Here is a 14,368-nt window from a genome sequence, read left to right as displayed (position 1 = left end):
TTCAATCAAAAAATTAGGACCCCACAGTCAATTTCAAACATAAAAGTACGGGTTTCTGTTCAAAACAGCCCCCTCAACCCAGTATGGCACTATATGAACAGAAGTTAGGGGTTTCCCTCACTAACACTTAGAAATCAAGGTTTTACACTATCTTTGTGGGAATGAATCAGGCTCAAACCATAGCCCTTTATCAACCGACGCTCACTTCGATCGCCTATAACCTGGTGCGCTCAAAAGCCGATGCGGAAGATATCGTTCAGGAGACATTTTTGAAGTGGTTGAGCATCGATACTGAGAAGATTCAAAACACCAAGGCATATCTGATTACAGCAGTTAAAAACAACTGTCTGAATCACATTAATTCGCTTAAAAAGAAGAAGGAGGAATACCTCGACTCCATTAATGTTTCGGAATTCATTCACCGTTTTAAAGAGAATAATTTCGCTCATCTTGATCTCGAAGCAGACCTTGCAAAGGCGTTTAAAGTCATGCAGGCCAAACTGGAGCCATTGGAAAGAGCAGCTTATCTTTTGAAAGAAGTGTTTGATTTTGACTACGAAGCTCTTCAGGAGGTGGTCAACAAGAAAAAGGATCATTGCCGCCAGCTGGTCTGTCGTGCTAAAAAGAAACTCAGCGAAGAGACTTCAAAAATGCACTTTGAACTGCCGGATGCGTCAAAACTGATGGCAAGTTTCCGCAAGGCCTGCGAACTGGGGAATCCGGAAGAATTGGTCCAGGACCTCAAAAAGGACATTTCTACCTCGCCGGAATAAATTTTTAAAGATTTTTACCCAAATCTGTCACAAATCAATCCCTGTATTGTCTTACACCGACAGTCCACAATGGACTGGAACTAACCTATAACTGGCTTTAGATGTTAATCATTCTCGGGTTCTTTGCAGCGCACTGGTATCTGTCATTATTTTTCCAGACGTTCTTTCTTCACAGGTATGCTGCTCACAAAGCGTTTACCATGAGTCCTTTCATGGAAAAGGTGACTTTCATCCTTACCTGGATATTTCAAGGGTCCAACTATTTAAGTCCTTATGGATATGGTGTTATGCACCGTATGCATCATGCATATGCGGATACAGAAGATGATCCACATTCACCAAAGTATGATGAAACCATCTGGAATATGATGTGGAAAACCAGAACGATCTATTCTTCCATTGCCAACAAGACAATGGTTCCGGATAAACGTTTCACAGAAGGTGTTCCGCAGTGGCCTGCTTTCGACAAGTTCGCCCGCTCATGGCCGTCACGTCTTTTCTGGGGAATAACATACGTAGCTATTTACTGGCAATTTGCTACAGCTTGGTGGCTGTGGTTGTTGTTGCCAATTCACTTTTTGATGAGCCCTATTCACGGAGCGATCATCAACTGGTTTGCACATAAATATGGTTATCGCAATTTCGAAGTAGGAGATACTTCTAGAAATTTTCTACCCGTTGACTTTTTGATGATGGGCGAAAGCTATCACAACAATCACCATAAGAATGGTGGTCGTGCCAACTTTGGCGGAATTCGCTGGCATGAGATTGATCCAACGTATCAAATGATCAAGTTCCTTAACTTCATTGGCGCTATTCAAATTGCCAAGCAGAAGGAAATGAAAATAGAAGAGATCAAGAAAGCAGCATAGGCTTTCTGAATTATAGAATGAAAACCCTGAAGTCACCCTTCAGGGTTTTTTCATGCCTGAAAACCAGTAGCCACCTCTGACCATTCGGGTAAACCATTCTTCACTCTCATATTCTTACTATCGACTTCTATCCTTAACTTGACATTCTTTAAAATCCCCCAATATGAATAAACTATTAATCTTCGTTGGAATTGTCCTCTTTGCCTTTGGGTGCACACCAAAAAAGGAGGAGACTGCTGCTGTTTCAAAATATCCCATTACAAAAAAAGGTGATGTTGTTGATACACTTTTCGGGACCGCTGTTGCGGATCCTTATCGCTGGTTGGAAAATGATACAACCAAAGAAACTGCCGATTGGGTAGCTGCTGAGAACGAAGTGACATTTGCCTATCTGAAAAACATTCCTTTCCGTGAGGACATTCGTAAGAGACTGGATGAAGTTCAGAATTACGAAAGACTTGGAACGCCTCATCGCGAAGGTGAATACTATTATTATTCAAAGAACAGCGGACTTCAAAATCATAATGTTCAATACAGAAAGAAGGGAGAAGACGGAGCAGAGGAAGTTTATCTCGATCCAAACACTTTCTCAAAGGATGGAACAACAGCACTGAGCGGAATGTCTTTCTCCAAAGACGGCTCTTTGGTAGCATGTCTGCTTCAATTTGGTGGATCCGACTGGCGTCAGGCGGTCATTCTTAATGCTGCAGACAAATCGATGATCGGAGATACTTTGCGTGACCTGAAGTTTACAGGTATTTCATGGAAAGGAAATGATGGATTCTATTATGGCAGCTATGATAAGCCAAAGGGTTCTGAACTTTCGGCTCAGACACAGTTTCATAAATTGTATTATCACAAGCTTGGAACAGCTCAGTCTTCTGACAAACTGGTTTTTGGCGGTGAGAAAACTCCTCGCCGATACATTGGTGCGGGCTTGACAGAAGATGAACGTTTCCTTATTGTAAGTGCTTCTACCAGCACAACAGGAAATGAATTATATGTTCAGGATCTGAGCAATCCATCTGGTAAACTCGTTCCGATCGTAAGCAATTTTGATAACAATCACTCTTTTGTTGATAATGACGGAGGCACGTTAATCATTCAAACAGATTTGAATGCACCGAACAGCAAAATTATATCGGTCGATTTCTCCAAGCCAACCCCTGACAACTGGAAGGACATCGTTCCGGAATCAACCAATGCAATGCAGGGTGTTTCAACAGCGAACAAGAAAATGTTTATCAATTATCTGAAAGATGCAAGCACATATGTTGTGCAGTATGACTTCAAGGGTAAAAAGGAAAGAGAAGTTGAGCTTCCTGGAATTGGGTCTGCGAATGGTTTTGGCGGAAGAATGGATGATAAGCAGGTCTATTACACCTATACTTCATTCACATCACCGGCGTCCATCTATAAATTTGAAATCGCGTCTGGCAAGTCATCATTGTACGCTCAACCAAAAGTGGATTTTACTCCATCCGATTATGAAACCAAACAGGTGTTTTATACCAGCAAGGACGGTACGAAGATTCCGATGTTCATTGTTCATAAAAAAGGCATCGAACTTAATGGCAAGAATCCAACATGGTTATATGCTTATGGGGGATTTGGCATAAGCCTTACACCAGGTTTCAGCACTTCACGTGTTGTATGGCTGGAGAACGGAGGCATTTTTGCACAGCCCAATTTAAGAGGAGGTGGTGAGTATGGTGAAAAATGGCATGATGCAGGTCGTCAGATGAACAAACAAAATGTGTTCGATGATTTCATCGCTGCAGGCGAGTATCTCATCAGCGAAAAATATACTTCATCCGATTATCTTGCTGTAGTGGGTGGATCGAATGGAGGTTTGTTGGTAGGTGCTACCATGACTCAGCGTCCAGACCTTATGAAAGTGGCATTGCCTGCAGTCGGAGTTATGGACATGCTCCGCTATCATAAGTTCACGGCAGGTGCAGGATGGAAGTATGATTATGGTACAGCGGACGATTCAAAGGAAATGTTTGAGTACATCAAGAAGTATTCTCCAGTGAACGCTCTTGTTCCGGGAACGGCTTATCCTGCTACCCTGATCACAACGGCAGATCATGATGATCGTGTGGTCCCATCGCATTCTTTCAAGTTTGCTGCGGCGCTTCAGGAAGCAAACTCTGCAAGTACACCATCATTAATTCGCATTGACACAAAATCAGGTCATGGATCATCCAATCTTTCAAAGGCTTTGGATACACAGGCAGATATGTTTGCTTTCACCTGGTATAACATGGGTGTGATTCCTCCATTCGTTAAAAAATCTATGTAAGGATGATCAGGGAAGGAACGATTCAGGATTTGCCGCGTGTGCTTGAACTTATAAAGGAGCTTGCCGAATATGAGCGAGCTCCTCACGAGGTGATTAATACAGTAGTACAAATGGAGAAGGATGGTTTCGGTCCTAATCCTATTTACGGTTTTTTTGTTGCAGAGAATGAAAGGGGAATTGTAGGATTGTCACTTTATTATTGGAGATACTCTACATGGAAAGGAAAGAGGCTGTACCTCGAGGATATTATTGTTACTGAGAAAGAGAGAGGTGCAGGTTATGGAAAATTGCTTTTCGATGTCACTATGAAGAAGGCATTGGAAGAAAATTGCAGCGGAATGATGTGGCAGGTTCTTGAATGGAATGAACCTGCCATTAATTTTTATAAGAAATATGGCGCCAAGCTGGATGATGAATGGACCAATTGCAACCTGGAAAAAACTCAACTGGAGGAAAAAGTTAACGCACTGAAATAGTCAGAAAGTAGTTTTTACTCCGGCCTTTGTTTGTCTTTCAACTCTTACCTCATTACCAGGAGTGCACTCCAATACCCACAGATTACCTTTAGAGTCGATTAACCCACCTGTTGGCATCCATTCAGAGGAGGTAGTGAAAATTATTTCTTCACGGCCCACACTCGTAAATTTCTTCACAACATTAGCATTGGTGATCGCAGTGTAAATATTTCCTTCCCGATCATCCCAAACTCCCATTACCGAATTCTGATTTTTAGTGGTGGATTTGGTCCATTTTTTATCGGCAATACCTGAAGCAATGGTTTTAACCTTTCCGGAATTATCTACCTTTTTCAGATCCTGAAAGTCCACAACATAAACTTCCCCATGATCATTTGACGTCATGTAGCGGATGTTGTGAAAGCATTGGTCTCCAAGTGTTGTGATCGAACTGTCGCTATTCTTGCGTGCTACCTTCTGGCATTCTTTAGACCGATCCGCCCAATACATTCTTCCGAAATGATCCCTTACAAAACTGTAATCCTCCAGAAAGCCTTTGGTTTCTGGAATGATCTTACTGATGTTTCCATCCGGAGATAGCTTCCAGACATAATGAAACCATGGTTGTGGTTTGTCACTATCATACCACAAGTGCTCACCATAGAGATTATCCTTTTCATCCATAAATAATTCATGACTGTGTACACTTCTTACAGCGATAGACTTTTTTCCGCTGGCGTCGATTTTCCAGATGTGTGTCAAGTCGGTGTAGTAGATATTTCCTTTGGAATCTTCAACAATTCCGATTCCAGGATGAGTAAAACCCGACAATGGAAGTGCTAGCATAATAAAAATGATTGTTTTCATAACTCCAGTCGCGTTAAAATTTCTGATGGATTTTCTGTTTTTATATTGATAAACTTGTCAATGACTTTCCTTTTGCGATAAATGAAAATGGTGTTTAATGCTTGAGGGTTAATAAGGAAAAGCTTTGATGTTTCCGGATCTTGAACGGAAGGCACAAACGTCAACGCGCAGTTTTTGAGTTGATACACATTTGCAAGAGCACTTAATTTTAATTTCAATTCCTCTTCGGATTTTTTATCAGGATTTGTGTACATGGCAAAGACGCGGAGTTTGGTTGATCCACTCTTTTCAATAATGGGTTCAAAATTCTTTAGAAGATTCATCAGAGGCTTTAAATCAGGGGAATTCCACCAGATCATTACACCTTGTCCAAAGCCATAACTGCACATAGGGCAGCGATTGGTTCCTTTGTCTTTTCCTGAAACGTGATAAGGATCAAATGCGGGACAGGATTCTCCAACGGAAAGACCAGATGAAATACCGGTTTGCTTTTGAACTGGATAATTAGGGATGTGAAGTCCGAGTGTAATGTTACGTTCTGCGTAATGCACACCATTCTTTTCCCCGATAATCATGACGCCGCTTCCGCCACGATTTTCATTTTTATTCCTTAACGCTGTTGTCAATAAAGGATCTTCATCAAAAAAGAGATCGTCTATGTAGTATTCATTCAGCTTAGATTCTTTGACCGTCATGTGGATGTGAGCAGGATTTTTTTCATTTGGATAAGGTGCTGGTTCGATGGTAAAGATTTTATACTCCCCACTCGTGCCTGTCTTCACCCAACCCCTTAATTCGCCGTGACGTTTTGCAAAAATTTGATTTTTTCCGGAAGCATATACACCCTTTGCATTAGTGTGATAATAATAAAGGATCACGTCCCGTGCCGGAGTTTTTCCATCTGGTTGATAGATGATCCCAGAGACTATCAGTTTTTTATGGGAATTTTTCCAGGCCAATGTAGTGTCGGCAGAGTTGATTGTTTTTGGAATTCCATCGAACATTAATTCACAACCGTCGCATCCACCTCCGACAATTTGTGAGAAGGTGGTTTTGCTGACGAGCATAAGAGAGAGTATTAAAATTGAAGGCGCGCGCATATTTTTTACTCAACAATACGGGCTTTTTTGAAGGAGGTGAAGTCAAGATCCCTTAAAATAGACCAATGAAGCCGTTTTTCGACCAACGTAAAGGCAACTGAACTTGCTTACGGCCGGATTGCAGTAATTTTATTTCTATGAAGAGGTCGTTCCGCAAGTTCTATATCGTTTTGTTTTGGGTACTGATTACCCTGATTGTTCTGTATGACAGAAGATTTCTGATTCAGAAGATCGGTCTTGGGCATTTTGCTGAATGTACAGTCGTGCGGGTAGGCCTTCTGATGGCGCTATCGTATCTGAATCTGAATGTGTTGATGCCCAGACTTCTTGAAAGAGGAAGAGTTATTGTCTATGCTGTTTTATTGGGTGCCTCAATCGCAGTTTACATATACCTTCAGCAGTTGTATGATGTTTATCTCTATGGTTTGGTGCTTGGAGATCAGGATAGTCGTACACTGGGAGCGGCATCCACCTATCTTATTTTCACAACGGTATGGTATCTCATTCTGACAATCGTTTTCTACAAAGCATTGGAATGGTATGAACAGAAGAAGCAGGTAGAAGGGCTTGAAGAAGAGATTCGGCAGCTGAAAGAAAAAGAATCGATGCTCGTCAAAGAAGAGGATAGTTCTGAAATGTTTATAAAATCCGGCACAAAAAAAGTGCGCATTGACCGGGATGCTATTACCTATGTTCAGGGATTAAAAGACTATGCAATTTTATACACTTCGGCAGATAAGCTGATTGTGAAGGGAACTTTAAAAAGTGTAGAGGAGATGTTTCCATCCGGAATGTTGGTCCGTATTCACAAGTCATACCTGGTTGCCAGAAAAAAAGTATCATCCGTTTCTTCCAGTAAGGTGATGCTGGGAAGTCAGCCCGTACCAGTGGGCAGGAGCTACCGTGAGAATGCTGAAAAAATTATGCTTTAATTAATTTCTTCCAGCAATGTTCTGAATGAAGGAGCGCGTTCACCGAATTTTTTTGTTACAGCATCCCGTAAAGATGGAGCGAATTCATCTAGATATTTTTCAAATTCATTTAATGACTTCACGGAATATTGTACAGCATAAGAAACGGATTCCTCATTTTCTGTCGAAAGCACTTTATAGATCTTATAGCTTAAAAAAAGACGCGTTGCCATCACATGAGGAATGTGATATTCTTTCATCCACTTAAGCCATTCCTGCTCAACAGACTTATCAACACCCGTAGTTACATTATAGATAATCATGTTTCAAAAATAGCTAAAGAGCGGGAATTTTTTTGATGGGTTCCAGGATCATTCCACGGTAATAGATTTCACAGCCTTCTGATTGAAACTGAATCTTTCCTTTTGTCAACGGTGTTTCTTTTCCGTTGTCCACCTGCCTTGAATGATATAATCTCATCACCACGACGCCATTGACAACATGCACACTGGAATCTGCGCTGCAGTAAAGATCCAATGTATTCCATTCACCGGTAGGTTTTTCGGCATCAGGATTTTTCCAGCAACGTCTGCCAGTCGGACTACCTTCACTAAAAATTGTCATAATCCCTTTTGCATCATATCGTAATTCCTTCTTTTCATTTTTGGTGGCGGGCACATCAAAAATTCCGCCAGCTACACCCCAATAATCTCCTGTGTCGCCTTCCTGAATTTGAAATTCCTGAGATCGCATCCACGCACGCGCATCCGCTCCATGAGGACCAACTGCATGATACAGTAGCCCGCTATCCCGCTTCCGATCCTTAAAAGATGGAATTTTATTTTGACCCCATTTAAATTGAATTGTTAGATGATAATTCTCAAACTCGTTTTTTGTGGAAATTCCAGCAAACGATTCTCCTGATATTCTCAAAGCAGGCGCACCATCAATGGTGACGACCGAAAACACATGATCAGGATCATTGTTTATGCCCGGTGATGGAATTTCTTTGGAAGCAGAGGCAACATAAGTATCCCATCCGTTGAGATCTTTTCCATTGAATAGGTATGTCTTCTTGTCGTCAACTTTAAAATTGGACAAGAAAAGTATGATCAGGATAAGAATAATCGAACGCATGAGTAGATGGCTTTATGATTGAACGTAATCCCTAAGATATTCAAAATGAGGAGTGAGATCACCATTCTCTGCAATTACTGCTCTGGCAATGATCCTCTCGGCATCCTCTACAAGTAAAGGTTTTAGTATTCTGTCAATGAGATCTCTTCCGAATTCTTCCGATGAGCTCCTGGGTAATTCGCAAGGAAGATTATCAATTGCCATGACGGTGATAAATGCATCATTACTGAGAGGAGGCTTTATAGCATCACTAGCAGGATCATAATCGTATAAGGGATCAATAATAGAACTCGCGCGTTTTGTGCTGGGAATGGATCCATTAATATCGCACGTGATGTCAGCAATAACTTTGATCTTGAAATCTTTTGAAAGCATATCTTCCCTGGAGAAAAGATGAGGAGCCTTTGGATTCCAGAAAGCTCCTGCTAAAAGTATATCACTGACCTTGACGAAATCATTGAAATGAGAAGTGTACTTTTCAGGATGATGATGAAATTCATCCCGATTAAAAGTTCCACCTTCTTTTCTTTTATGGTATTCAGCGCTGCTGAGTTGTGTATAAACCGGTTCCGAGAATGACTGTTGAAGAAAATCATCTGGCTTTACCTTTCGGATGCCTGCAGTGTCCAATGTTTCCATGGCACCTTTTGCAACTCTTCCTGCGCCGGTAAGGACGATTTTTATGGCAGGAAGCTTTACATTTCTCAGCTCAAGCTTAAGATCATTTATATCATAGCACTCAAACGCACGTCGCAGAGAAAAAAGATTGAATCGTTTGCCGTATGTCCACAAGCCATTGTAAGCCCCTACGATTCCTGCGAAACGACCGAAAGCCACAAGGCGATTCCCTTGCGTGTCGCGCAATGTTTCATAATCAATCAGTCTTATTCTTTTCTTCAGGATTTCCTGGAGCAATTTTTTGTTGTGGGGTTGCTTCTTAAGTGTGTGGGAGAAAAAGAGATAAGTTTTATTTGCAAGCAGATCGGGAATCTGGACCTCTTTAATGCCGAAAAGAATGTCGCATTGACGTACATCTTTTACAACAGGAATGTTCAATGCTTGGAATTCATCATCATGAAAGCAGCGAGTAGGGCTTTCCTGACAAACGATCTTTACTGACGGATACCGTTGCATGATCTCCTGAACCTGAAGCGGACTAAATGCCGCTCTTTTATCAGCTGGAACTCTTCCTTCGTGAATCAGACCAATGGATACGGGTTTCATTGAGCTAATCTAGTGAAAATGTTAGTCGTTAATCCGAATGCATCGGATATTACACTCCAATATGTTTGGTGTTACTTAACTCTCCAGCAATCCTCCCAGAAGAGAACTTGATTCTTTGCGACTATTTGATCCGTATGGCGCGAGTGCCTGAACCAATTTGCGAATCGGCATAGATTGTAACCAGACCTTTCCGGTGCCGCGAAGTGTTGCCAGAAAAATTCCTTCACCTCCGAAGATCATAGACTTCAGACTTCCTGAAGTTTCAACATCAAAATTAATTTGCGATTCAAAAGCAACAACACATCCTGTGTCGACGCGCAATGTTTCATTGTTGAGAGTTCTTTCAATGACCGTACCGCCTGCATGAACGAATGCTTTTCCATCACCCTGAAGTTTTTCGAGAATGAATCCTTCACCTCCAACCAGACCTGCACCGATCTTTCGGTTAAAGAAAATAGAAAGCTTGGTTCCGAAGGCAGCACATAGAAACCCATCCTTTTGAACGATCAATTCATTGTTACGGCTGGTGGCAAGATCAATTGGAATGACGGTGCCTGGATACGGTGCAGAGAATCCAACCTTTGCTTTTTTGTTACCGCGATTGGTGAAATGCGTCATGAATAAAGACTCACCCGTTAGCACACGACTTCCCGCCGAGATAAGTTTATCAAAAATGCTCTGATTGGTAGAGGAACCATCACCCATTTTTGTCTCGAACTGAATACCATCCTCCATAAACAGCATGGCACCAGCTTCTGCGATTACTGTCTCTGAAGGATCGAGTTCAATTTCTACAATTTGAATGCTTTCGCCTTTTATCTGATAATCAATTTCGTGTGATTTCATTGTCATGGGTTTATTTCGTCTAACGAAAATGGCGTGAGAGTGTTATGCTTGAAAATCTGCTAATAAAAAAAATCGCTCTTTCGGAGCGATTTTATTACTTTTTTGTTTTGCCTTTTTTCTTCCTCTCTTCAGCCTCTTCTCTTTCGAGAAGCTTTTTATCATCTACATTTTTATTGAGGAATTCATTAATTTTTTCAATGTTCATGCTTGAACGAATTTCTCCGAAAGTATCAATGGAAACTTCAAGACCATCCAACTCTTTATGAACACGAGGCTTTGGCTTGATCTTTTGATTTTTTCTGGTTGATGTTGGTTTCTTTGCCATGATCAGGAAATTTTAACTTTTACAGTTTCTAGTGCATAACTAATTCTCTTAACAACTTCATCTCTGCCAAGAATCTCCATAGTCATCATGAGATCAGGACCTGATGAAGTGCCGGTTAACGATGTGCGTAGCACCTGTAGTATCTGTCCGGTTTTGATGTTCAGGCTTGCGGTTACCTTCTCAAGAAGTTCTTTAGCTCCCTCTGAAGTGAGCTGATCCACTTGTCTAATTTCATCATGATAAGCACTCAATACTTTAACGGCATCATCATTCCACTTCTTTACCACAACCTGCTCATCGAATGTTGTTGGTGCAATAAAGAAAAATTTACCCTGCAACCAGAAGTCATTGGGGAAAGTAACGCGATCTTTCATCACAGCAATAATTTTCCTTGCTTTAACGGTGTCGCATTGAATATTCTCTTTCTTCAGAGCATCAAATAAAAACTGAATGAGCTGGTCTTCGGGTTTATTTCTGAGATATTGCTCGTTGAACCAGTTTGCTTTTTGAATATCAAACTTTGCTCCTGCTTTTCCGATACGGTCTAATGTAAATGTATCAATCAATTGCTCCATCGAAAAGATTTCTTGCTCTGTTCCGGGATTCCAGCCAAGGAATGCAAGAAAGTTGATGAGTGCATCCGGAAGATATCCCTTTTCGCGAAAGCCTTGAGCAAATTCATTTGTCTTTGGATCGGTCCAGTTGATGGGAAAGATTGGAAAGCCCATCTTATCTGCATCACGTTTGCTCAACTTTCCATTGCCATCAGGTTTTAATAATAATGGTAGATGTGCAAACTCAGGCATATCTTTTTCCCAACCCAGATAACGATACAATAAAACGTGGAGCGGAGCAGAAGGAAGCCACTCTTCTCCACGAATCACGTGAGAGATTTTCATCAGATAATCGTCAACGACATTCGCCAAATGATAGGTTGGCATCCCATCTGATTTCATTAATACTTTATCATCAACCTGTGAAGAGTTAACGATGACTTCTCCACGAATAAGATCATTCAACCGTACCTCTTCGTTGGCCGGAACCTTTAACCGGATTACGTGCTTTTCACCAGCCGATAGTTTTTGCTCTACCTCATTAGTGGAAAGCGTCAAAGAATTTTTCATCTGAAGGCGCGTTGTGCCATCATACTGGGCATTCGGAGTTGCCTTCCGCATGATTTCCAATTCATCTTCAGTATCAAAGGCATAATACGCTTTACCATCAGTGATCAACTTCTGTGCATATTGTTTATAAATGGGTTTGCGTTCTGATTGACGATAAGGAGCATGGGGTCCTCCCACGCTGACACCTTCATCAATTTTTATACCTGCCCATGAAAGAGATTCAATAATAAACTCTTCTGCCCCCGGCACATAACGACCCTGATCCGTGTCTTCAATGCGAAGGATCATAGTGCCTTTGTGCTTTCTTGCTAGCAAGTAATTATACAACGCCGTGCGAACTCCACCAATATGAAGGGCGCCAGTGGGACTGGGGGCAAACCTTACTCTTACTTCTCTCATTTTATAATTGAAACGGGCTCAAATGTACTAAATCCTGAACGATTGGATTTACAAAAACAGGCGGTGCAATGCTTCGCGTGTGGGTTTTAGCTGGAGCATAAAATTTGATCGTACGATAGAATAGATCAATGTGATAAAGAAGACTCCGCCTATCAAGTATAGCAGATTATCGGTTTGATACGTTGCGAAAATGGATCCAAACAATAGAACAATTGTCCAGAATAAAAGTAAGAATCGGGTAGTGGGAAAAAGCTTGTAGTCGACGAGAAGAATGCTGCCGGATCTTGTTGATTCTATCTGTCCGATGACCAGGGGAATATAATTGTTGGCACGATGTACGCGTAATGATATCCTGAAACGATCTTCTTTGATCCATCCATTAAATAAAAGTGTTTTCTCATTTGATTGAATGAAAGGTTTGTCGGAGGTTGCTTCTTCCAACAGCATGAAAATTTCGTCTGCTTTTATTGGCAGAACTACCGTTTCATTGAATCCGGGAATAATCTTTATCACTTAACGGCAATACATGAGATCTCTACATTAACATCTTTTGGCAACCGGCTTACTTCAATAGTTTCGCGTGCCGGTGGTTGACTTGCAAAATAGGATCCATACACTTCATTCACCTTCGGGAAATTATTCATGTCCTTAAGAAAAATAGTGCATTTAACTACACTTGAAAAATCCGTTTTTGCCGCGATCAGAATCTCTTTGATATTTTTCATTACCTGATGTGTCTCTTCCTGAATGTCACCCATCAGGATTTTCCCCGATGATTGATCAATCGCTACCTGCCCTGAGACGAACAACAGATTGCCTGCCTGGATCGCCTGACTGTATGGGCCAATGGGTTCTGGCGCTTTTGAAGAATAGATCACATTTTTTGACATAGGATCAGAAGCAGGGACAATCATTACCGGAGGTTCGTTCTTTTCATTGGGTTTCATAACGTATGCTTTACTTTTGATCAAATATGAGGAAAATTAAAGTCTGGTAATTTAGAAAACACACAAAATCTTAAATGGAAATTCTCATTATCGGAACGAAGTATCAGCATCAGGAGGTGCAACAGAAATTTGGATCCACACATTCCTATTTAGTTGTTCCAAACCACCAGGACCTGCATGCTATTCTCAAGACGAGTCCTGTTGTCTTTGATTTCATTATTGAAGACGATCCCTATCAATTGAATCATTACCAGGACAATCCTGATCTCATAGTATTTCTCAACACAACGTATACAAATCTTCATCAGCTTAATGTGAAAGGATTCAAAAATACTTTTATCGGATTTTGTGGTCTTCCAACTTTTTTAAACCGTGATATTTTTGAGGTTTCGTTGTCTTCAGAATCTGATGGAACCGTTTTGGAAGGAATTTGTAAAAAGCTTCAGACTGCTTTTCAGGTTGTTGCTGATCGCGTTGGCTTTGTAACACCAAGAGTGATCTGCATGATCATCAATGAAGCTTACTTTGCGATGGAAGAAGGAACGGCAACGAAGGAAGATATTGACCTTGCGATGAAACTTGGAACTAATTATCCTTTTGGCCCTTTTGAATGGTGCGAAAAAATCGGAAAGAAGAATGTTGTTGCGTTGCTTAACGCCATGTACCAAGACACCAATGATACCAGATATAAAGCCTGTGACCGATTGGTAAAAGAGTCCGGTGAATCTCACTAATTCTGTGGAAAAAAATCAACAGCGTTAAATCCCCCCGATTAATTAGCGGCGCCTATTACAGATTAATTTCAAGTTTGTCATGCGGCCCGGGAATTGTGAATAGTTGGTAAATTTCACAACTCACTATGAAAACCTTCAACTGGAAATGGGCAAAATCCAACACCAATGCTCCCGAAAGAAAGGAAGAGAGATTTGATTTCACAGTTCACTCATATGACCGATATGGTAATTATGATGAAGAGAACATCGTAGAATTTTCAAAACCTGTTGATTCACCAAAATTGAGAAACGAACCTTCTTCAGTTCACCAGAATCTGATCGTCTCTGTTCGCTGACTACAACAATTTAG

17 protein-coding genes are annotated in these 14,368 nt (G+C 41.1%); 7 read left to right on the top strand and 10 right to left on the bottom strand.

Annotated features, from left to right (window positions below; genetic code table 11):
* Positions 1–161: 161 nt before the first annotated feature.
* From HOP08_09020 to HOP08_09005, 4 genes are all read left to right on the top strand, one after another.
* Positions 162–773 carry a sigma-70 family RNA polymerase sigma factor gene (locus HOP08_09020; protein ID NOT75057.1) on the top strand — a complete coding sequence of 204 codons (612 nt, stop codon included), beginning with the start codon at positions 162–164 and terminating at the stop codon, positions 771–773.
* A gap of 101 nt (positions 774–874) precedes the next feature.
* Entirely contained in the window at positions 875–1,645 is a 771-nt protein-coding gene (locus HOP08_09015) for an acyl-CoA desaturase (protein NOT75056.1), read from the top strand.
* Between the two features lie 163 nt (positions 1,646–1,808).
* Positions 1,809–3,950 carry a S9 family peptidase gene (locus HOP08_09010; GenBank protein ID NOT75055.1) on the top strand — a complete coding sequence of 714 codons (2,142 nt, stop codon included), beginning with the start codon at positions 1,809–1,811 and terminating at the stop codon, positions 3,948–3,950.
* Positions 3,951–3,952: 2 nt separating this feature from the next.
* The gene (locus tag HOP08_09005) at positions 3,953–4,426 is read left to right on the top strand and encodes a GNAT family N-acetyltransferase (GenBank protein NOT75054.1); all 474 of its coding nucleotides are present in this window, start codon (positions 3,953–3,955) and stop codon (positions 4,424–4,426) included.
* On the opposite strand, the gene HOP08_09000 is transcribed toward HOP08_09005, so the two are convergent.
* Together HOP08_09000 and HOP08_08995 are read right to left on the bottom strand one after the other, a co-directional pair.
* On the bottom strand, positions 4,427–5,272 hold the full coding sequence (locus HOP08_09000) for a hypothetical protein (protein NOT75053.1): 846 nt from the start codon (positions 5,270–5,272) through the stop codon (positions 4,427–4,429). It abuts the gene before it with no gap.
* The gene (locus HOP08_08995) at positions 5,269–6,372 is read right to left on the bottom strand and encodes an intradiol ring-cleavage dioxygenase (GenBank protein ID NOT75052.1); all 1,104 of its coding nucleotides are present in this window, start codon (positions 6,370–6,372) and stop codon (positions 5,269–5,271) included. The genes HOP08_09000 and HOP08_08995 overlap by 4 nt, the downstream gene beginning before the upstream one ends.
* 137 nt (positions 6,373–6,509) lie before the next feature.
* Between HOP08_08995 and HOP08_08990 the strand changes: the two genes are divergently transcribed.
* On the top strand, positions 6,510–7,304 hold the full coding sequence (locus tag HOP08_08990; GenBank protein ID NOT75051.1) for a LytTR family transcriptional regulator: 795 nt from the start codon (positions 6,510–6,512) through the stop codon (positions 7,302–7,304).
* Here HOP08_08990 and HOP08_08985 read toward each other — a convergent pair.
* From HOP08_08985 to HOP08_08950, 8 genes are all read right to left on the bottom strand, one after another.
* Positions 7,301–7,606: a DUF4286 family protein gene (locus HOP08_08985; protein ID NOT75050.1), complete on the bottom strand. Its 306-nt coding sequence runs from the start codon at positions 7,604–7,606 to the stop codon at positions 7,301–7,303. The two genes, HOP08_08990 and HOP08_08985, sit on opposite strands and share 4 nt — an antisense overlap.
* A 13-nt stretch (positions 7,607–7,619) precedes the next feature.
* On the bottom strand, positions 7,620–8,420 hold the full coding sequence (locus HOP08_08980) for a DUF1080 domain-containing protein (GenBank protein ID NOT75049.1): 801 nt from the start codon (positions 8,418–8,420) through the stop codon (positions 7,620–7,622).
* Between the two features lie 12 nt (positions 8,421–8,432).
* On the bottom strand, positions 8,433–9,644 hold the full coding sequence (locus HOP08_08975; GenBank protein ID NOT75048.1) for an alanine dehydrogenase: 1,212 nt from the start codon (positions 9,642–9,644) through the stop codon (positions 8,433–8,435).
* Positions 9,645–9,719: 75 nt separating this feature from the next.
* Positions 9,720–10,490, bottom strand: a complete 771-nt coding sequence (locus HOP08_08970) for a TIGR00266 family protein (protein NOT75047.1) — start codon at positions 10,488–10,490, stop codon at positions 9,720–9,722.
* A gap of 94 nt (positions 10,491–10,584) precedes the next feature.
* Positions 10,585–10,815 (bottom strand): hypothetical protein, encoded by a 231-nt coding sequence (locus tag HOP08_08965; protein NOT75046.1) that lies wholly within the window; start codon positions 10,813–10,815, stop codon positions 10,585–10,587.
* A gap of 2 nt (positions 10,816–10,817) precedes the next feature.
* Complete coding sequence (locus HOP08_08960) at positions 10,818–12,338, bottom strand: glutamate--tRNA ligase (GenBank protein NOT75045.1); 1,521 nt, start codon at positions 12,336–12,338, stop codon at positions 10,818–10,820.
* 48 nt (positions 12,339–12,386) lie between these two features.
* Entirely contained in the window at positions 12,387–12,851 is a 465-nt protein-coding gene (locus tag HOP08_08955; protein ID NOT75044.1) for a hypothetical protein, read from the bottom strand.
* Positions 12,848–13,228, bottom strand: coding sequence for a RidA family protein (locus HOP08_08950; protein ID NOT75043.1), 381 nt, complete (start codon positions 13,226–13,228; stop codon positions 12,848–12,850). The genes HOP08_08955 and HOP08_08950 overlap by 4 nt, the downstream gene beginning before the upstream one ends.
* Before the next feature lie 131 nt (positions 13,229–13,359).
* On the opposite strand from HOP08_08950, the gene HOP08_08945 reads away from it, so the two are divergent.
* Both HOP08_08945 and HOP08_08940 read left to right on the top strand, forming a co-directional pair.
* Positions 13,360–14,019, top strand: a complete 660-nt coding sequence (locus HOP08_08945; GenBank protein NOT75042.1) for a 3-hydroxyacyl-CoA dehydrogenase — start codon at positions 13,360–13,362, stop codon at positions 14,017–14,019.
* 125 nt (positions 14,020–14,144) lie between these two features.
* A complete protein-coding gene (locus HOP08_08940) occupies positions 14,145–14,354 on the top strand; it encodes a hypothetical protein (GenBank protein NOT75041.1) in 210 nt (69 codons plus the stop codon).
* Positions 14,355–14,368 lie beyond the last annotated feature (14 nt).

The sequence above is a fragment of the Cyclobacteriaceae bacterium genome (assembly GCA_013141055.1).
Classification (GTDB): Bacteria; Bacteroidota; Bacteroidia; order Cytophagales; family Cyclobacteriaceae; genus ELB16-189.
Note: the sequence above shows the minus strand (reverse complement) of the source record. Positions and strands in the feature narration are given on the sequence as shown.

Bases quoted from the DNA above. Each gene is read 5' to 3' on its own strand.
- HOP08_09020 (NOT75057.1), top strand. From the start codon at position 162: ATGAATCAGGCTCAAACCATAGCCCTTTATCAACCGACGCTCACTTCG.
- HOP08_09015 (NOT75056.1), top strand. From the start codon at position 875: ATGTTAATCATTCTCGGGTTCTTTGCAGCGCACTGGTATCTGTCATTA.
- HOP08_09010 (NOT75055.1), top strand. From the start codon at position 1,809: ATGAATAAACTATTAATCTTCGTTGGAATTGTCCTCTTTGCCTTTGGG.
- HOP08_09005 (NOT75054.1), top strand. From the start codon at position 3,953: ATGATCAGGGAAGGAACGATTCAGGATTTGCCGCGTGTGCTTGAACTT.
- HOP08_09000 (NOT75053.1), bottom strand. From the start codon at position 5,272: ATGAAAACAATCATTTTTATTATGCTAGCACTTCCATTGTCGGGTTTT.
- HOP08_08995 (NOT75052.1), bottom strand. From the start codon at position 6,372: ATGCGCGCGCCTTCAATTTTAATACTCTCTCTTATGCTCGTCAGCAAA.
- HOP08_08990 (NOT75051.1), top strand. From the start codon at position 6,510: ATGAAGAGGTCGTTCCGCAAGTTCTATATCGTTTTGTTTTGGGTACTG.
- HOP08_08985 (NOT75050.1), bottom strand. From the start codon at position 7,606: ATGATTATCTATAATGTAACTACGGGTGTTGATAAGTCTGTTGAGCAG.
- HOP08_08980 (NOT75049.1), bottom strand. From the start codon at position 8,420: ATGCGTTCGATTATTCTTATCCTGATCATACTTTTCTTGTCCAATTTT.
- HOP08_08975 (NOT75048.1), bottom strand. From the start codon at position 9,644: ATGAAACCCGTATCCATTGGTCTGATTCACGAAGGAAGAGTTCCAGCT.
- HOP08_08970 (NOT75047.1), bottom strand. From the start codon at position 10,490: ATGAAATCACACGAAATTGATTATCAGATAAAAGGCGAAAGCATTCAA.
- HOP08_08965 (NOT75046.1), bottom strand. From the start codon at position 10,815: ATGGCAAAGAAACCAACATCAACCAGAAAAAATCAAAAGATCAAGCCA.
- HOP08_08960 (NOT75045.1), bottom strand. From the start codon at position 12,338: ATGAGAGAAGTAAGAGTAAGGTTTGCCCCCAGTCCCACTGGCGCCCTT.
- HOP08_08950 (NOT75043.1), bottom strand. From the start codon at position 13,228: ATGTCAAAAAATGTGATCTATTCTTCAAAAGCGCCAGAACCCATTGGC.
- HOP08_08945 (NOT75042.1), top strand. From the start codon at position 13,360: ATGGAAATTCTCATTATCGGAACGAAGTATCAGCATCAGGAGGTGCAA.
- HOP08_08940 (NOT75041.1), top strand. From the start codon at position 14,145: ATGAAAACCTTCAACTGGAAATGGGCAAAATCCAACACCAATGCTCCC.